19 protein-coding genes are annotated in these 16,094 nt (G+C 69.3%); 6 read left to right on the forward strand and 13 right to left on the reverse strand.

Going from position 1 to position 16,094, the window contains the following annotated elements:
* Positions 1-144 precede the first annotated feature (144 nt).
* The 5 genes from rplI to HUJ41_RS12555 all read right to left on the reverse strand — a co-directional run bounded on the left by rplI (position 145) and on the right by HUJ41_RS12555 (position 3,394).
* On the reverse strand, positions 145-597 hold the full coding sequence (gene rplI, locus HUJ41_RS12535; protein ID WP_152583301.1) for a 50S ribosomal protein L9: 453 nt from the start codon (positions 595-597) through the stop codon (positions 145-147).
* A gap of 10 nt (positions 598-607) precedes the next feature.
* Positions 608-868 (reverse strand): 30S ribosomal protein S18, encoded by a 261-nt coding sequence (gene rpsR / locus HUJ41_RS12540; protein WP_100823727.1) that lies wholly within the window; start codon positions 866-868, stop codon positions 608-610.
* 60 nt (positions 869-928) lie between these two features.
* On the reverse strand, positions 929-1,444 hold the full coding sequence (locus HUJ41_RS12545) for a single-stranded DNA-binding protein (protein ID WP_179872817.1): 516 nt from the start codon (positions 1,442-1,444) through the stop codon (positions 929-931).
* 2 nt (positions 1,445-1,446) lie between these two features.
* Positions 1,447-1,842 (reverse strand): 30S ribosomal protein S6, encoded by a 396-nt coding sequence (rpsF, locus tag HUJ41_RS12550; protein ID WP_179872818.1) that lies wholly within the window; start codon positions 1,840-1,842, stop codon positions 1,447-1,449.
* Positions 1,843-1,942: 100 nt separating this feature from the next.
* Positions 1,943-3,394, reverse strand: a complete 1,452-nt coding sequence (locus HUJ41_RS12555; protein ID WP_179872819.1) for a CCA tRNA nucleotidyltransferase — start codon at positions 3,392-3,394, stop codon at positions 1,943-1,945.
* Positions 3,395-3,420: 26 nt separating this feature from the next.
* Here HUJ41_RS12555 and HUJ41_RS12560 point away from each other — a divergent pair, with 26 nt between their 5' ends.
* From HUJ41_RS12560 to HUJ41_RS12585, 6 genes are all read left to right on the forward strand, one after another.
* Positions 3,421-5,436 carry a DUF6049 family protein gene (locus HUJ41_RS12560; protein WP_179872820.1) on the forward strand — a complete coding sequence of 672 codons (2,016 nt, stop codon included), beginning with the start codon at positions 3,421-3,423 and terminating at the stop codon, positions 5,434-5,436.
* Positions 5,433-7,124 carry a murein biosynthesis integral membrane protein MurJ gene (murJ, locus tag HUJ41_RS12565; RefSeq protein WP_246299254.1) on the forward strand — a complete coding sequence of 564 codons (1,692 nt, stop codon included), beginning with the start codon at positions 5,433-5,435 and terminating at the stop codon, positions 7,122-7,124. The genes HUJ41_RS12560 and murJ overlap by 4 nt, the downstream gene beginning before the upstream one ends.
* A gap of 108 nt (positions 7,125-7,232) precedes the next feature.
* On the forward strand, positions 7,233-8,192 hold the full coding sequence (gene trxB / locus HUJ41_RS12570) for a thioredoxin-disulfide reductase (protein ID WP_179872821.1): 960 nt from the start codon (positions 7,233-7,235) through the stop codon (positions 8,190-8,192).
* 45 nt (positions 8,193-8,237) lie between these two features.
* The gene (trxA, locus tag HUJ41_RS12575; protein ID WP_152583308.1) at positions 8,238-8,561 is read left to right on the forward strand and encodes a thioredoxin; all 324 of its coding nucleotides are present in this window, start codon (positions 8,238-8,240) and stop codon (positions 8,559-8,561) included.
* A 141-nt stretch (positions 8,562-8,702) separates the two neighbouring features.
* Positions 8,703-10,040 carry an aminotransferase-like domain-containing protein gene (locus tag HUJ41_RS12580; RefSeq protein ID WP_179872822.1) on the forward strand — a complete coding sequence of 446 codons (1,338 nt, stop codon included), beginning with the start codon at positions 8,703-8,705 and terminating at the stop codon, positions 10,038-10,040.
* Positions 10,037-11,005, forward strand: coding sequence for a D-alanine--D-alanine ligase family protein (locus HUJ41_RS12585; RefSeq protein WP_179872823.1), 969 nt, complete (start codon positions 10,037-10,039; stop codon positions 11,003-11,005). Before HUJ41_RS12580 ends, HUJ41_RS12585 begins: the two co-directional genes overlap by 4 nt.
* Before the next feature lie 95 nt (positions 11,006-11,100).
* Here HUJ41_RS12585 and HUJ41_RS12590 read toward each other — a convergent pair whose 3' ends face one another.
* The 8 genes from HUJ41_RS12590 to rpmH all read right to left on the reverse strand — a co-directional run bounded on the left by HUJ41_RS12590 (position 11,101) and on the right by rpmH (position 15,942).
* A complete protein-coding gene (locus HUJ41_RS12590) occupies positions 11,101-12,054 on the reverse strand; it encodes a ParB/RepB/Spo0J family partition protein (RefSeq protein WP_179872824.1) in 954 nt (317 codons plus the stop codon).
* Positions 12,054-12,875 (reverse strand): ParA family protein, encoded by an 822-nt coding sequence (locus HUJ41_RS12595; RefSeq protein WP_179874026.1) that lies wholly within the window; start codon positions 12,873-12,875, stop codon positions 12,054-12,056. The genes HUJ41_RS12590 and HUJ41_RS12595 overlap by 1 nt, the downstream gene beginning before the upstream one ends.
* 151 nt (positions 12,876-13,026) lie before the next feature.
* Complete coding sequence (rsmG, locus tag HUJ41_RS12600; RefSeq protein ID WP_179872825.1) at positions 13,027-13,668, reverse strand: 16S rRNA (guanine(527)-N(7))-methyltransferase RsmG; 642 nt, start codon at positions 13,666-13,668, stop codon at positions 13,027-13,029.
* Positions 13,669-13,689: 21 nt separating this feature from the next.
* Complete coding sequence (locus HUJ41_RS12605) at positions 13,690-14,175, reverse strand: Jag family protein (protein ID WP_179872826.1); 486 nt, start codon at positions 14,173-14,175, stop codon at positions 13,690-13,692.
* Complete coding sequence (gene yidC, locus HUJ41_RS12610; protein WP_179872827.1) at positions 14,172-15,131, reverse strand: membrane protein insertase YidC; 960 nt, start codon at positions 15,129-15,131, stop codon at positions 14,172-14,174. Before yidC ends, HUJ41_RS12605 begins: the two co-directional genes overlap by 4 nt.
* 7 nt (positions 15,132-15,138) lie before the next feature.
* Entirely contained in the window at positions 15,139-15,444 is a 306-nt protein-coding gene (gene yidD / locus HUJ41_RS12615) for a membrane protein insertion efficiency factor YidD (RefSeq protein WP_179874027.1), read from the reverse strand.
* Between the two features lie 11 nt (positions 15,445-15,455).
* Positions 15,456-15,791 (reverse strand): ribonuclease P protein component, encoded by a 336-nt coding sequence (rnpA, locus tag HUJ41_RS12620; protein WP_179872828.1) that lies wholly within the window; start codon positions 15,789-15,791, stop codon positions 15,456-15,458.
* 13 nt (positions 15,792-15,804) lie between these two features.
* A complete protein-coding gene (rpmH, locus tag HUJ41_RS12625; RefSeq protein WP_022881903.1) occupies positions 15,805-15,942 on the reverse strand; it encodes a 50S ribosomal protein L34 in 138 nt (45 codons plus the stop codon).
* Positions 15,943-16,094: the final 152 nt, after the last annotated feature.

Here is a 16,094-nt window from a genome sequence, read left to right on the forward strand (position 1 = left end):
GAAAGAGGTCTCAACCCCCACCTGAACCTTCCCGTGGCCGCCGTGTCCACTGTGCACAAACACGCCGTTGCGCACTTGACAGCAGGCATGCGGAAGGGGTACCCGCCGTCAGGCGGATACCCCTTCGAGGCCGTGCTGCGTCGGCTAGGACGCGGCGACGACGCGCAGCGTGATGGTCGCGACGATGCCGTCGCGCAGCTTGAGGATCGCCTCGTGGTCGCCCGTCGACTTCACGGGAGAGACGATCTCGATCATGCGCTTGTCGACCTGGCCGTGGCCGGCAGCGGCCACGGCATCCGCGACATCACCGGTCTTGACCGAGCCGAACAGGCGACCCTCGGAGCCCGCCTTGACGGCGAGCGTCACGGGGTTGGCCTCGAGCCGGGCCTTGAGGTCCTGGGCCTCCTCGATCGTGGCGTGCTCGCGCGCGGCGCGCGCAGCCTTGATCGTCTCGATCTGCTTCTCTCCGCCGCGCGACCACGCGACAGCCAGACCCTGGGGGATGAGGTAGTTGCGGGCGTACCCGTTCTTGACCTCGATGACGTCACCGGGGGCACCGAGGCCCGTGACGTCCTGCGTGAGGATGAGCTTTGACATCGTGTGCTCCCTAGCGTCCCGCGCCCGCGTACGGCAGCAGAGCCATCTCGCGCGCGTTCTTGACGGCGCGGGCGATGAGGCGCTGCTCCTGCACGGAGACTCCGGTGATACGGCGGGCGCGGATCTTCCCGCGCTCCGAGATGAACTTGCGGAGGGTGGCGACGTCCTTGTAGTCGATGATGCCGACCCGGATCGCCTTCGCGGGCGCGGCGTTCTTCGCGCCCTTGCCCCCGCGTGGCTTGCGGCGGTCGCCGCTGCTCTTTCCTGCCATGGTGTTGGTGTCCTTCGGTACTAGTCGTGAGGTTGTGAAGGGCCGCTCGTGACGCGCGGCCTAGAAGGGGGTGTCGTCGGAGAACGAGCCGGGCGTGTTCCACACGTCGCCTCCGGCCGCCGACTGCTGCCCCGAGTTCGCGGGAGCATTCGAGGATGCGCCCCACGGCTCGTCAGCAGGAGCGCCGCTGCGCGCGCCGCCACCGCTACCACCGCTCGTGCGCGTGACCTGGGCCGTCGCGTAGCGGAGGCTCGGGCCGATCTCGTCGATGTCGAGCTCGATGGAGGTGCGCTTCTCGCCCTCCTTCGTCTCGTACGAGCGCTGCTTGAGGCGGCCCTGCGCGATGACGCGGCTGCCCTTCGTCAGGGTGCTCGCCACGTGCTCGGCGAACTCGCGCCAGACGCTCGCGCGCAGGAAGAGGGCTTCGCCGTCCTTCCACTCATTCGACGCGCGGTCGTAGGTGCGGGGAGTCGACGCGATCGTGAAGTTCGCCACCGCGAGCCCGCTCTGCGTGTAGCGCAGTTCGGGGTCGGCCGTGAGGTTGCCCACGACGGTGATGATCGTCTCGTTCGCCATGACTACTCCGCTGCCTTGGCTGCGGGCGCCTTCCCGGCGGCTGCGGCGCGTGCCGCCTTGGCCTCGGCGCGAGCAGCGTTCTCCGCGTTGATCGACTCGGCGCGCGCGGCGGCCTCCTCGGAGCGGAGGACCTTCGTGCGCATGACGGCCTCGCTGAGCTTGAGCTGACGATCCAGCTCCTGCGTCGTGGCCGAGGTCGCCGTGAAGTTCACGACGGCGTAGATGCCCTCGTTCTTCTTGTTGATCTCGTAGGCCAGCCGACGGCGGCCCCAGATGTCGACGTTCTCGATCGTTCCGCCGTCGTTGCGCACGACTCCCAGAAACTTGTCGAGGCTCGGAGCGACAGTGCGCTCATCGATCTCGGGGTCGAGAATGACCATCAATTCGTACTGATGCATGACTCACCCACCTCCTTCGGACTCGAACGGCTGCAGACGGTCTGCAGCAGGAGGGTATGGCATCGTGTCGCCCGGGTAGAGCCCGGACAACCTTCGCAGTCTAGTCGGATGCCTCGCGCGACTCAAACCACCGGCGCAGCCTCCGCTCGGCCTCCTCGTCGCCGAGCGGCCCCTCGTCGAGGCGCACCTCGAGAAGGAACCGGTACGCCTCGCCCACGAGCGGCCCCGGTGGCACCTGCAGAATCGCCATGATGCGCTCACCGTCGAGATCGGGCCTGATCGCGGCGAGCTCCTCCTGCTCCGCGAGCCGGGCGATGCGCTCTTCGAGCTCGTCGTACGCGCCGCGCAATCGTGCCGCCTTGCGGCGGTTGTGCGTCGTGACATCGGCGCGGGTGAGGATGTGCAGTCGCTCGAGCTCGTCCTCGGCGTCTCTCACGTAGCGGCGCACGCCCGAATCGGTCCACGGCGCATCGCTGTATCCGAAGAAGCGCAAGTGCAGCTCGATGAGACGGCTCACGCGCTTGATGGTGTCGTTGTCGAAGCGCAGTGCCGTCAAGCGCTTGCGCGCGAGCTTCGCCCCGACGACGTCGTGGTGGTGGAAGGTCACGACGCCGCCGGACTCGACGCGCTTCGTCGCAGGCTTGCCGATGTCGTGCAGCAGGGCGGCCAGTCGCAGCACGAGGTCGGGTGGCGTGAGGGACTCGCTGCTCGTGCCTGCCCGTTCGCCCTCGAGCTCGATCGCCTGGTCGAGAACCGTGAGCGAGTGCTCGTAGACGTCCTTGTGGTGCGCGTGCTCGTCGACCTCCAGCCGTAGGGCGGGCAGCTCGGGCAGGACGACGTCTGCGATGCCCGTGGCGACGAGCAGCTCGAGCCCTCGACGCGGGGTCGGTGTCAGGAGCAGCTTGGTGAGCTCGTCCCGCACGCGCTCTGCCGAGATGATCTGCAGCCTCTCCCTCATGCTGTGCATGGCGACGACCACCTCGTCGTCGACCTCGACACCCAGCTGCGCGGCGAATCGCGCCGCGCGCAGCATGCGCAGCGGGTCGTCGCCGAAGGACGATTCGGCCGTGCCCGGTGTGGTCAGACGGTGCGCGAGGAGGTGCTCGAGCCCCCCGGTCGGGTCGACGAGGGTGAGCTGCGGCACGCGCAGCGCCATGGCATTGATCGTGAAATCTCGTCGACCGAGATCCCCCTCGAGGGTGTCGCCGAACGCCACCTCGGGTTTGCGCGAGTCCGCTCCGTAGGCATCGCTGCGATAGGTCGTGATCTCCACCGTCGTGCCGCCCAAGCGCGCTCCGATCGTGCCGAAGGCGCGCCCGATGTCCCAGTGGGCGTCGGCGACGGGCGCCACGATCCTGACGATGTCGTCGGGGCGCGCCGAGGTGGCGAAGTCGAGATCATTGACCGGGCGCCCGAGAAAGGCGTCGCGCACCGGGCCTCCCACGAGCGCCAACTCATGGCCGGCCGACTGGAAGCGCTCGGCGAGAGCCAGAATGGCGGGATCCGAGGCCAGGGTCTGCAGTCGGGTGACGGCCGCAGCCACGCTCTCCATAGTCACCAGAGTCTAGACTTCATCGCATGTCGGTCGAGCGGGGGCACAGGGGCTCCCGCGCGACATCTCCCCGCATCGCCTCGCGCGCGATCTCGCTCCTGCTGGCGGTGGGCGTCGCCCTCGGAATCGCTCCCCTCGCGCCGGTATCCCTCGCGATCGCGGCGGAGGCCGATGCCGAGACGGGCGGGGTCACTCTCGTCGCAGCGCCGGCGGAAGCGGGGCTCGTGCGCCAGGGCACCATGCTGACCGTGCGCGTCACGGTGCGCAACGACACCGAGGAGACCCTCCCCGCCGGCGAGGTCGTGCTCTCCCTGGATTCCGGAGTGACGACCGGGCAGGAGCTCGCCGCCTGGTTCGCCGAGGATGCTCCGCGCGCGCTCGATCGCGCGGTCACCCGTGACACGGTGAGAGCTCTCGAGCCCGGCGCTGTGGCCGTGCTCGATCTGCGAGTCGGGGCCGGCGAGCTCGGCGTCGACGCGCGCTCCGGGCCACGCCGGGCTCTCGTCGAACTGCGGGCCGACGGCGACGTGCTCGGATCCGACCCGACCTCCGTCGTCTGGCTCTCCTCCGCCGACCCTCTGCCGGTGGGCCGGTCGGCCATCGTCCTCCCGCTCACGACCCCCGGCCTCGATGCGGCCCTGCTCGACGCCGAGCAGCTCGCGGCGCTCACGGCGGAGGGGGGATCCCTCACAAGGACCCTCGAGGCGGCCGCCGAGCACGAGGTCACGCTCGCACTGGACCCGCGCATCGTCGCCTCGACGCGCATCCTCGGCGAGGATGCCCCGGAGAGCGCCCGGGATCTGCTCGAGAGGCTGGAGGCCTCCGAGGGGGACTCCTTCTCGCTCGACTGGGCCGATGCCGACCCCGCGCTTCCCGTGCTCGCCGGCGACCTGCCCCTCGAGGCTCCCGACCGGGCTCCTGCGGGGGACGCGTCGTCGTCGCTCGAGGAGCTGGCTGCCTGGACGCACGCCACGACCGCGGTCGCCTGGCCCTCGACGGCGACGACCTCTGACGAGGCCCTCGCCGCACTCGTCGAGTCGGGAGCGCAGACGATCCTCGCTCCGAGCTCTCGACTCTCGAGCGAGGGACCGCTGCTGACCGTCGGGGGCGCTCGCGTGCTCGCCATCGACAGCGCGCTCTCCACCGCGCTCGCCGAAGCAGCGTCAGCGCGATCCTCCCAGGCCTGGACGAGCGCCGTCGCTCGCGCGAGCGCCTTGCTCGCGGCATCCGCCGCCGAGGGTCGGGATGTCATCGGATCCGTCGACCGCGACGCGAGGAGCGCCCTGCGCCTGACCGACCTCCTTGACGCGCTCGACGAGCTCCCGTGGCGCACGCCCACGGCCCTCTCCGCTCTCCTGCTGGGAACCCCCAGCGGTACGGCGTCCGTCACCGAGGGGTCGGCAGGCGAGGCGCTCACCGAGGCGATGTCGGGCGCGCTCGCGGCCGAGGAAGCCGATCGCGACTTCGCGAGCATCACGGCTGACCCCGCGGCGCTCATCGCGGAGCGGCGCCTCGAACTGCTCGCGGCATCCTCGCCCGGGTGGGCCCACGAGCGCGTCGACGCCCTCGCCGCCTTCGTCGCGTCCTCCGAGCGGCTGCGGTCGTCGGTGCAGGTCGTCGACAGCAGCCCGATTCTGCTGCTGACCGACCGAACCTCCGTTCCCATCACGATCCAGAACTCGCTCGACGAGTCCGTGACCGTCTTCGTGAGCGTCGCCCCCGCCACGGGGCAACTGCGGGTGCTCGACCAGCGCGTCGAGGTGACGCTCGAACCCGACTCGAGCGCTCAAGCGCTCGTTCCCGTCCAATCGCTCACGAACGGCACCGTCGACATCACCGTGTCGTTGCGCGACTCGGAGGGCCGCCCCGTCGGAGAGTCCACGAGCTTCGAACTCAACCTGCAGGCGGGGTGGGAGACCGCGGGCACCATCGCGATCGCCGCCGTCGTGGCCCTGCTCTTCGCGATCGGCATCATCCGCAACATCCGCAAACGCCGCCGCCGGCTCGCAGCGAGCGAGCGGGAGCCGGAGGATGCATCGTGAGCGAGACACCCTCTCCCGGAGAGCCGGCACCCGAGGAACCGACTGCCGGGGCGCCGACCGAGGGCTCGAGCCTTCGACGGGCGAGTCTGATGCTCGCCTCCGGCACCGTCGTCTCACGACTGCTCGGGTTCGTGAGCGCCGTCATGCTCACGCAGACGATCGGCGCGCTCGGGTCGGGGGCGAACACCTTCGCACTCGCGAACCAGTTGCCGAACAACATCTACGCGATCATCGCGGGGGGCGTGCTGAGCGCGGTCCTCGTCCCCCAGATCGTGCGCGCTCACAGCCACGCCGATGGCGGTCGTGCCTACCTGAACCGACTCATCACGGTCGGTCTCGTCGTCTTCCTCCTCGCCGCCGTCATCGCGACCCTCGCCGCGCCCGCACTCGTCGCGCTGTACGCGAGCCCTGCCGACGGCGCGACCGGGCGAGGGTTCACCGAGCAGGAGCTCGCGCTCGCGACGGCGTTCGCGTACTGGTGCCTGCCGCAGGTGCTGTTCTACGCGCTCTACACACTGTTCGGCGAGGTGCTCAACGCCCGCAAGGTCTTCGGCCCCTTCACGTGGGCCCCCGCGCTCAACAACGTCGTCACGATCGGAGGGCTGCTCCTCTTCGGGGTGCTCTTCGACGCGGACGTGCGCGATGCGGGGCAGTGGAGCCCCGACATGATCGCCGTCCTCGGCGGCTCCGCCACCCTCGGCGTCGTCTGCCAGGCCCTCGTGCTCCTCCTCTTCTGGCGACGCGCAGGGCTGACCTTCCGCCCCGACTTCCGTTGGCGGGGAGTGGGGCTCGGGGCGACGGGGCGCGCGGCCGGCTGGGTCTTCGCGATGATCGTCGTGATGCAGCTCGGCGGGCTCGTGCAGACGCGCGTCGCCTCCGAGGCGGCGACGGCCGACGATGCCTCGCTCATGGTCATGCGCACGGCGTGGCTGCTGTTCATGCTGCCGCACTCCGTGGTCGTCGTCTCGATGGTGACGGCGTACCTCACGCGCATGAGCGCCCGCGCCCGCGACGGCGACATCGCGGGCATTCGCGAGGACACTCGCACCGCGAGCATCCTCACCGTTCTCTTCATGGCGCTCGCCGCTACCGGCCTCATCGCCCTCTCGGTGCCCATCGCGCGCATCTTCAGCGCCCCCGCCGTCGACCAGATCGCCATCGTGATCGCCGCCTTCGCCGTCGGGCTCGTGCCGTTCAGCGCCTATTTCGTGATCCAGCGCGTCCTGTACGCGCTCGACGACACCCCCCTCGCGTTCTGGTTGCAGGCTGCCCACACCGGGTTCTTCGTCGCGGGAGCCCTCGCGTGCCTCGCGCTGCCCACCGCGTGGATCGTGCCCGGAATCGGTCTCGTCACGTCCGCGGCGGGGGCCTTCCAGCTCGTGCTCGGCGCGAGCACGCTCTCGCGACGGATCGGCGCCTTCGGCATGAGGACGGTGTGGCTGCGTGTACTGCAATCGACCGGCGCCGGCGTGCTCGCCCTCGTCGTCGGGCTGCTCGGCAGCGGAGCGCTCGGCGCCTTCACCTCGGGTGGGTTCGCGCGGGAGACGATCCCCGGAGCGATCGTCACGATCGCACTCGTCGGCCTTCTCGTCGTCATCGTGTACGGTCTCGCGCTGTGGGCGCTGCGCGTGCCGGAGGCCACACGCCTCGCCCGCCACGCGCGCGAGCGAGCGCGCCGCCGCCGCTGACGTGGCCATCCGGTGAACAGCACGGGGGCCGGAATACCGCCGACCTAGACTGTGTTGGCACGGATAGCGTGTCGCACAGCGCGGACGAATCGGCAGTCGAGGGGAATCATGCGTCAGGTCATCATCATCGGGTCCGGCCCGGCCGGCTACACCGCCGCCATCTACGCCGCGCGCGCCAACCTCGAGCCCTTGCTCATCGCGTCCTCCGTCGAGTTCGGCGGCGAGCTCATGAAGACGACCGAGGTCGAGAACTTCCCCGGCTTCCCCGAGGGCATCATGGGCCCCGACCTCATGACCCGCATGCAGCAGCAGGCCGAGCGCTTCGGCACCGAGATCGTCTACGACGACGTCACCGAGCTCGAGCTCGGCGGCGACGTGAAGGCCGTCACCCTCGGAAACGGCGACCGCCACGAGGCGCTCTCGATCATCTACGCGACCGGCTCGGCGTACCGCAAGCTCGGCCTCGAGGACGAGGAGCGCTTGAGCGGCTACGGAGTCTCGTGGTGCGCGACGTGCGATGGCGCCTTCTTCCGCCAGAAGACCGTCGCGGTCGTCGGCGGCGGCGACTCGGCCATGGAGGAGGCGACCTTCCTCACGCGCTTCGCCGACAAGGTGTACGTCATCCACCGCTCCGAGACGCTGCGGGCCTCCGCGGCGATGCAGGATCGCGCCATGAAGGACCCCAAGATCGAGTTTCTCTTCAACAGGAGCGTGCAGCACATCTACGGCGGCGACCTCGTGACGGGTGTCGGCCTCGTCGACACGATGACGGGGGAGGAGTCGACACTCGATGTGAGCGGACTCTTCATCGCGATCGGCGCCGACCCGCGCACTCACCTCGTGCACGGCTCTCTCGAGCTCACCGAGCACGGCACGATCGCCGTCGAGGGTCGCTCCTCGAGGACGAGCGTTGCCGGCGTGTTCGCGGCGGGCGACGTTCTCGACCCCACCTACCGGCAGGCGGTCACCGCGGCGGGCAGCGGCACGGTCGCGGCTCTGGATGCCCAGCACTACCTCGAGGGACTGACCGACGAGCTGCGCGCTCCCGTCGAGTCCGTTCCCGCCTGATCAGCGCACCACGACACCGAACCCCGCACGAGCTAAGGAGATCCCATGTCCACACGAGACGTCACCGACGCCACTTTCGAGTCCGAGGTCCTGCAGAGCGAGAAGACGATCATGGTCGACTTCTGGGCTGAGTGGTGCGGCCCGTGCCGCGCCGTCTCGCCGATTCTCGACGCGATCGCGACCGAGAACTCGGAGAAGATCGACATCGTCAAGCTCAATGTCGACGACAACCCCGAGACGGCGATGAAGTACCAGATCACGTCGATCCCTGCCATGAAGGTGTTCCGCGGGGGCGAGGTCGTCAAGACCGTCATCGGCGCGAAGCCGAAGCCGGCCCTCGAGGCCGACCTCGCCGAGTTCCTCGCGTAGGCGGGCTTTCCCCGACAGCGCGACGCCTCCGGGCACGCTCCTGGCCCGCTCCTCCTCTGGGGAGCGGGCCTTCTGCGTGTCTGCGCCTATCCTGGTGAGGGAGCACGACACCTGACGTCGGACCGAACGGGATGCACGACCATGACCATTTCGCGTGAGGGCACGAACCTCGACCCCTGGTACGGGCACTATGCCGAGCGCACCGCCGGCTTGAGCGCCTCCGAGGTGCGCGCACTGTTCGCGGTCGCCTCGCGACCGGAGGTCGTCTCCCTCGCCGGCGGCATGCCCGCCGTCTCCGCGCTGCCCTTGGACACGGTCGCGGCCTCGATGGAGCGTGTCATGGCCGAGCGAGGGCCGGCGGCTCTGCAGTACGGCTCGGGTCAGGGAACCCCCGAACTGCGCGAGCACATCCTCGAGATCATGGCCCTCGAGGGCATCCGCGCTGGCGTCGACGACGTCGTCGTCACGACGGGCTCGCAGCAGGCTCTCGACCTCGTCGCGAAGCTCTTCCTCAACCCGGGCGATGTCGTCATCGCCGAGTCGCCCTCCTACGTGGGAGCGATGGGCATCTTCCGCTCGTACCAGTCGGAGGTCGCCCATGTGCCGATGGACGACGACGGGATGATCCCCCACGCCCTCACGGAACGCATCGCCTCCCTGCGCGCGGCCGGGCGGTCGATCAAGCTCCTGTACCTCATTCCGAACTTCCACAACCCTGCAGGGGTGACTCTTTCGGCCGAACGACGCCTGGAGATTCTCGATATCGCGCGGAAGAACGACATACTCATCATCGAGGACAACCCTTACGGGTTGTTGTGGTTCGATCGGCCGGCGCCACAGGCCATGCGCTCGGTCGACGACGAGGGCATCGTCTACCTCGGCTCGTTCTCGAAGACCTTCGCGCCGGGGTTCCGCGTCGGGTGGGCACTCGCGCCGCACGCCATCCGCGAGAAGCTCGTCCTCGCCGCCGAGTCGGCCATCCTGAGCCCGAGCTCCCTCAACCAGATGATCATCAGCGACTACCTCGATCGTGCCGACTGGCGCGGCCAGGTCGACGTCTTCCGCGACCTCTACCGTGAGCGGCGCGACGCGATGCTCGACGCCCTCGACCACTACCTGCCCGACCTGACCTGGACGGTTCCCAACGGCGGCTTCTACGTGTGGCTCACGCTGCCCGGCGGTCTCGACTCGAAGGGCATGCTGCCCCGCGCCGTCAAGGAGCTCGTCGCCTACACCCCCGGCACGGCGTTCTACGCCGACGGCTCCGGCCGTGAAGCCCTGCGTCTCGCCTTCTGCTACCCCGAGGCGGCCCAGGTGCGGGAGGGCGTGCGCAGACTCGCAACCGTCGTGCGCAGCGAGACCGAGCTGCTGCAGACGTTCTCGCCGACCGGGCCCATCGAGACCGTGCACCGACCGCATGCGAGCGCGCCCGCCCCGCAGTCCGAGCCTCTGCACCCGGCCGAGCGGGGGCCGCGATGACGGGCGACAGCCCTCGCGCCGAACGCGTCATCGTGCTCGCGGGAGGGATCTCCCACGAGAGGGACATCTCCCTGCGCTCCGGCCGGCAGGTCGCCGACGCTCTCGCCGCGCACGGTCTGCAGGTCGAGTTGCGCGACCCCGACGCCTCCCTGCTGCCGAGCCTCATGGCGCAGCCGCCCGACGTCATCTGGCCCACGCTGCACGGCGCGAGCGGCGAGGACGGTGCTCTGCGCAGCCTCCTCGAATTCCTCGGCCTGCCCTACGTCGGCTCCTCCGCGAGCGCGACACGGCTCGCGTGGGACAAGCCCACGGCGAAGTCGCTCGTCGGCCGGGTCGGGGTGCCGACGCCGCACTCGATCACCCTCACGCGAGACGCCTTCCGTGAACTCGGTGCGGAGAGCGTGCTCGACGTCGTGCGCGGCGAACTGCCGCCCCCCGTAGCCGTCAAGCCCGCCCAGGGCGGCTCGGCCCAGGGCGTGAGCCTCGTCGACACCGACGAGGAGTTGCGGCGGGCCATGGTGCTCGCCTACACCTACTGCGACGTCGCCCTCATCGAGCAGCGCATCAGCGGCACCGAAGTGTGCATCGGCGTCATCGACACGGGGGATGGCCCCGTCGCGCTGCCTCCCGTGGAGATCGAGCCGCTCTCGGGCTTCTACGACTTCGAGGCCCGCTACAACGCGGGGGCGACACGGTTCTACGCGCCCGCCCGCATCGACGCCGCCGTGGCGGAGCGCGCCACCGAGGTCGCCCTCGCGTCGCACGAGGCCCTCGGCCTGCGCCACCTCAGCCGCATCGACCTCATCATCGACGGCACGGGCACGCCGTGGTTCCTCGAGGCGAGCGTCATGCCGGGTCTCACCGAGACCTCGACCCTCGCGCTCGCTCTCGACGCTGCTGGCCACGATGTCGGGTGGGTCTACGCCGAGCTCGCGCAGGCCGCCGTGCGCGACGCGCGCCGCTGACGACCATCTCGGGGTGTCTCAGAAGCCGAGCGACGGCGGAGAGACAGGATCCCCCTCGACCGCCGAGGAGCCCGTGGGCGCGGAGGCGGGCCGCGTCAGCGGAAGCCGGGTTCGCCCAGCTCGCCCAGGATGCGATTGAGGTCGGCCACGGTCGCGAAGTCGATCACGACCGTGCCCTTCTTCTGGCCGAGGGAGATGGCCACACGAGTGTCGAGGCGATCACCGAGACGCTCGGCGATCTCGTTGAGCTGACCCTGCCGACCACCTGCCGCGGGCTTGCGCTTCGCCGCGCCACCCGCGGCACCCTTGCCGGTCACGGCCTGGGCGGCCGCCTCCGCCTGACGCACCGAGAGCTCCTCGTTGACGATCTTGTCCGCGAGGCGAGCCATCGCCTCGACGGACCCCGTCGACAGGATCGCGCGCGCGTGACCGGCCGAGAGCACCCCCGCGGCGACGCGGGACTGCACGGCCTCGGGCAGGCGCAGGAGGCGCAGGGTGTTCGTGATCTGCGGGCGCGAGCGGCCGAGCCGCTCAGCCAGCTGCTCCTGCGTGATGCCGAAATCCTCGAGCAGCTGCTGGTAGGCGCTCGCCTCCTCGAGCGGGTTCAACTGGGCTCGGTGCAGATTCTCGAGCAGAGCATCCCGCAGCATGGCGTCGTCGGCGGTGTTGCGCACGATCGCGGGAATCGCCTCGAGACCGGCAATGGTGGAAGCCCGCAGGCGACGCTCACCCATGATGAGCTCGTAGCGCGGCTCACCGGCGCTCGCGACCGCGCGCTCGCGCACGACGATGGGTTGCAGCACCCCGAACTCGCGCACCGAGTGCACGAGCTCCTCGAGAGCCTCGGGGTCGAACTCGGTGCGGGGCTGCTGAGGGTTCGGCACGATGTCGGCCGGTGCGATCGCGGCGAGGCGGGCTCCGGGAACCGCCGAGAGATCACCCTCCGCCGGTGCCGGCTGCGGGAAGAAGACGTCGACGGGTCGATCGCCGTCGGCCGTCGGGATGAGTGCGCCGATACCGCGGCCGAGCCCTGTTCTCTTGGTCGCCATCAGGATGCCGCGCCTCTCTGTGCGATCTCGGCGGCCGCCTCCAAGTAGGAGAGAGAACCGGGAGAGCTGGTGTCGTAGCTGATGACGCTCTGCCCGTAGCTGGGTGCCTCGCTGATGCGGACGGAGCGGGGGATGAGGGTCGTGAGCACCTGGTCGGGGAAGTGCTGACGCACGTCGTCGGCAACCTGGTTCGCGAGGTTCGTGCGCGAGTCGTACATGGTGAGCAGAATCGTCGAGACGCGCAGCTCCGGGTTGAGGTGCTTCTCGATGAGCTCGATGCTGTTGAGCAGCTGGCTCAACCCCTCGAGCGCGTAGTACTCGCACTGAATGGGGATGAGCACCTCGCGAGCGGCGACGAAGGCGTTGATCGTCAAGAGGCCGAGCGAGGGCGGGCAGTCGATGAAGACGTAGTGCACGGGCTCGTCGAGCTGCGCGAGGTACGCGTCGAGCGCCGTGCGCAAGCGCTGCTCGCGAGCGACGAGAGACACCAGCTCGATCTCCGCCCCCGCGAGATGGATCGTCGCGGGCACGCAGTACAGGTGCTCGAACTCGGGGCTCTTCTGCACGACGTCCTGCAGGGCCGAGTCGCCCACGACGACGTCGTAGACGCTCGCGGTATCCGCACGGTGCTCGACGCCGAGAGCCGTCGACGCGTTGCCCTGCGGGTCGAGGTCGATCACGAGGACGCGTGCGCCCGACCGGGCGAGGGCCGCCGCGAGGTTGACGGTCGTCGTCGTCTTGCCGACACCGCCCTTCTGGTTCGACACCGTGATGACGCGCGTGGATTCGGGCAGCGGAAACGCGCGAGCCTCGAGCGCCATGCGGCGGCGAGTGATGTCCGCGATCTCGCGTGCCAGCGGCGTGGTGTCGTCGTAGGTGCCGTCCGTCGTCACCGATGAGCCTCCCGCTCGAATGTTTCACGTGAAACGGGCGCTGTCCTCAGCGCCCGTCCTGATCCCTGGGCGATGCGCCTCAGGATGCCTCGACCACTGTAGCCCGAAACAACCGGGTCGCTTCCGGCAGGAGGTCCCCGCCGAGCTCGAGCACCTCGTGCTCTCGAATGCCGTGCCGGCGCAGCACGGATCGCGCCGCCACGACCTCCTCGTGAATGCGTGCTCCCTTGAGGAAGAGGAGCTCGCCGCCGGGGGAGAGGAGGGGAACGGTGAGCGGAACGAGCTTGCTCAGAGCGCTCACGGCTCGGGCGGTCACCTGCTCGAAGGGCCCCGCGTCCACTGCGTCCTCGGCGCGCGCCCGCAGCACCGTCACGTTGCGCAGGCCCAGTCGAGCCGTCTCCGCGAGCAACCACATCGTGCGGCGCTCCATGGGCTCGATGAGCACGAGCTCGGCGTCCGGCCTCGCGATCGCGAGCACGAGACCGGGGAGGCCCGCTCCGCTGCCGACGTCGGCGACCCGTCCTTCCGCGGTGAGCAGGGGAGCCACGAGAGCGCAGTTCAGGAGGTGGCGCGACCAGAGTCGAGCGGCCTCGAGCGGGCCGATGAGACCGAGCTCCTCGCCCTGCTCGGCGAGGTGCGCCGCGAACTCTCGCGCGAGCTCCAGGCGATCGCCGAGGATCTGCCGCGCGCTCGCGGGTTCGGGCTCGAGATCAGTCGTCATGTTTCACGTGAAACATGCGGGCTAGGCGCGACGGATAACCGTGTGCCGCTCCGCGCCCTCACCCTCGGACTCCGAGGTGAAGCCGCGCTCCGCCACGAGATCGTGCACGAGCTTGCGCTCGTAGCTCGACATCGGAGGGAGTGCTGCCGAGGAGGCGCCCTCCTCGATGCGCTCGACGGCACGGTCGACGAGCCTCTGCAGCTCCTCCGCACGCGCGTCGCGAGAGCCGGCGATGTCGAGGATGAGGCGGGAGAACTCTCCCGTGCGGGCGAGCACCGCGAGGCGCGTGAGCTCCTGGAGGGCAGAGACGGTCTCGGGCTTCGAGAGCGTGCGCAGAGCATCCGGCTCCTCGGCCGCGACCGAGAGGTACACGCGACCCGCGCGCTCCTCGATGTCGAGGTCGCCGTCGAGGTCGGCGATGTCGAGAAGCTCCTCGAGGTAGTCGGCCGCGACCTCGCCCTCGTCGAGAGTGGGGTCGAGGGTCACGGGGGTGGCGTCGTCGCTCATGACTTCTTCTTCTTCTTCGCTCGTTGCTTGCTCACGGGTTGCTGGCGCTGTGCCTTCTTCGGCTCCTCGACCGCGATGGTTCCGGGTGCCTCGTCATCGGGGTCGGGCAGACCCTTGCGCTGACGCTTGCGCGCGAGACGCGCCTCGCGGGCCTGGGCAGCTTCACTGCCCGGGGTCGGCATGTTCCGGATGACGATGAACTGCTGCACCATCGTCCAGATGTTCGAGGTGAACCAGTAGAACATCACGCCGATGGGGAAGGCGAAGCCTGAGAAGACGAACACGAGCGGCAGCAGGTAGAGCATGATGCGCTGCTGCCGGTACATCGGCGAGGCCTTCATCTCCGGCGACTGGTTCTTCGACATGATCTGCAGCTGCGTGATGAACTGCGACCCCGTCATGAGGATCACCAGGATGACGGCGATGATGATGACCGCGACGTTGCCCTCGGAGCTCGCGATCGAGCTGCCGAGCGGCGCGATGCCGAAGAGCTCGGCGCTGCCGAACTCGGCCGAGAGCCGCGCGTCGAGAAGGCCCACACCCGGGCGGTCGGCGTAGGCGTCGTTGAGCACGGAGAAGAGGCCGAAGAAGATCGGCATCTGCAAGAGGAGCGGCAGGCACGAGGAGAGCGGGTTCGTGCCGTGCTTCTTGTACAGGGCCATCGTGTCGCGCGACATCGCCTCGCGCGAGAACTGATCCTTCTTGCCCTTGTACTTGTCCTGGATCTTCTTGAGCTCGGGAGAGATCTCGAGCATCTTGCGCTGGCTCTTGATCTGCCGGACGAAAACCGGGATGAGCGCCGCACGCACGACCACCACGAGACCGCAGATCGACAGGACCCAGGTGATGCCCGCCGCCGACTCCATGCCCGCCATCGTGAGGAGGGAGTGGAAGCCGACGAGGATCGCCTCGATGACCCACTTGATGGGCCAGAGGATGCCGCCGATGATGTCCATGCGGGGGCTACGCCTTTCTCTCGAGAGTGATGAACCCGAACCGGGTGCGCCGGTAGGGGGAGTGCGCGGGAACGGGGACATCATCGATGCCCCCCTCTGCCCAGGGGTGGCAGCGGGCGAGGCGCCGAGTCGTCAACCAGGCGCCCTTGATGACGCCGTGCTCCTGCACCGAGCGTAGGCCGTAGGCGGAGCAGCTCGGGTAGTACCGGCAGACGTCGCCGTAGAGAGGAGAGATCACAGCCCGATAGACGTGCAGCACCGCGACGACCGCGTTGCGGGGGATGAGCGCGATCGCCCGCAGAACGCGCAGCACGCCGGCACTGGTCACGTCATCACCACCCCTCGAAGACCGCCCTCGATGTCAGAACGCAGGGTATCCCAGCCAGCGTCGACGGCCCCTGGGAGTGCCCGGATCACGATGTCCGCGGTGACCGGCACGAAGGATGCCGCTGCGCAGATCGCACGCAGACGACGGCGCACGCGATTGCGGTGCACCGCGTTGCCGACCTTCGAGGACACGATGAAGCCGAAGCGGGGGCCAGACCCCTCGTCGCTCGGAGCACAATAGATCACCGCGACGGACGAGGACGCACGACGGCCACGACGCACGATGCGGCGGAAGTCCTCACCGCGCAGAATGCGGTGCGCGCGCCCCAGCACCCCGAGAGCTCGACTAGGCCGAGAGCTCGGTGCGCCCCTTGCGGCGGCGAGCCGCGAGGATCGCGCGACCGGCGCGCGTGCGCATGCGGAGGCGGAAGCCGTGCACCTTGGCGCGACGACGGTTGTTGGGCTGGAACGTGCGCTTGCTCATGATCTGATCTCCTCGGCCCGCGAGGGCTGCGACGACGGAAGGGAAAGCTGTCTGCCACGGTCGACGACGAGCGCAGACAGAAGTCAACCGGTTAACAATAGGTCTGCCGGGTCGGGCGGTCAAACCGTGCAGCGCCAAAACGGACATTATCC

The sequence above is a fragment of the Microcella indica genome (assembly GCF_013414345.1).
Classification (GTDB): Bacteria; Actinomycetota; Actinomycetes; order Actinomycetales; family Microbacteriaceae; genus Microcella; species Microcella indica.

Excerpts from the sequence above, each read along its gene's own strand:
- HUJ41_RS12580 (WP_179872822.1), top strand. The coding sequence starts at position 8,703 with ATGACCATTTCGCGTGAGGGCACGAACCTCGACCCCTGGTACGGGCAC.
- rpsF (WP_179872818.1), bottom strand. The coding sequence starts at position 1,842 with ATGCATCAGTACGAATTGATGGTCATTCTCGACCCCGAGATCGATGAG.
- yidC (WP_179872827.1), bottom strand. The coding sequence starts at position 15,131 with ATGGACATCATCGGCGGCATCCTCTGGCCCATCAAGTGGGTCATCGAG.
- HUJ41_RS12605 (WP_179872826.1), bottom strand. The coding sequence starts at position 14,175 with ATGAGCGACGACGCCACCCCCGTGACCCTCGACCCCACTCTCGACGAG.
- rplI (WP_152583301.1), bottom strand. The coding sequence starts at position 597 with ATGTCAAAGCTCATCCTCACGCAGGACGTCACGGGCCTCGGTGCCCCC.
- HUJ41_RS12545 (WP_179872817.1), bottom strand. The coding sequence starts at position 1,444 with ATGGCGAACGAGACGATCATCACCGTCGTGGGCAACCTCACGGCCGAC.
- HUJ41_RS12585 (WP_179872823.1), top strand. The coding sequence starts at position 10,037 with ATGACGGGCGACAGCCCTCGCGCCGAACGCGTCATCGTGCTCGCGGGA.
- rsmG (WP_179872825.1), bottom strand. The coding sequence starts at position 13,668 with ATGACGACTGATCTCGAGCCCGAACCCGCGAGCGCGCGGCAGATCCTC.
- rpmH (WP_022881903.1), bottom strand. The coding sequence starts at position 15,942 with ATGAGCAAGCGCACGTTCCAGCCCAACAACCGTCGTCGCGCCAAGGTG.
- HUJ41_RS12595 (WP_179874026.1), bottom strand. The coding sequence starts at position 12,875 with ATGGCGCTCGAGGCTCGCGCGTTTCCGCTGCCCGAATCCACGCGCGTC.
- HUJ41_RS12590 (WP_179872824.1), bottom strand. The coding sequence starts at position 12,054 with ATGGCGACCAAGAGAACAGGGCTCGGCCGCGGTATCGGCGCACTCATC.
- HUJ41_RS12560 (WP_179872820.1), top strand. The coding sequence starts at position 3,421 with ATGTCGGTCGAGCGGGGGCACAGGGGCTCCCGCGCGACATCTCCCCGC.
- trxA (WP_152583308.1), top strand. The coding sequence starts at position 8,238 with ATGTCCACACGAGACGTCACCGACGCCACTTTCGAGTCCGAGGTCCTG.
- rpsR (WP_100823727.1), bottom strand. The coding sequence starts at position 868 with ATGGCAGGAAAGAGCAGCGGCGACCGCCGCAAGCCACGCGGGGGCAAG.
- trxB (WP_179872821.1), top strand. The coding sequence starts at position 7,233 with ATGCGTCAGGTCATCATCATCGGGTCCGGCCCGGCCGGCTACACCGCC.
- HUJ41_RS12555 (WP_179872819.1), bottom strand. The coding sequence starts at position 3,394 with ATGGAGAGCGTGGCTGCGGCCGTCACCCGACTGCAGACCCTGGCCTCG.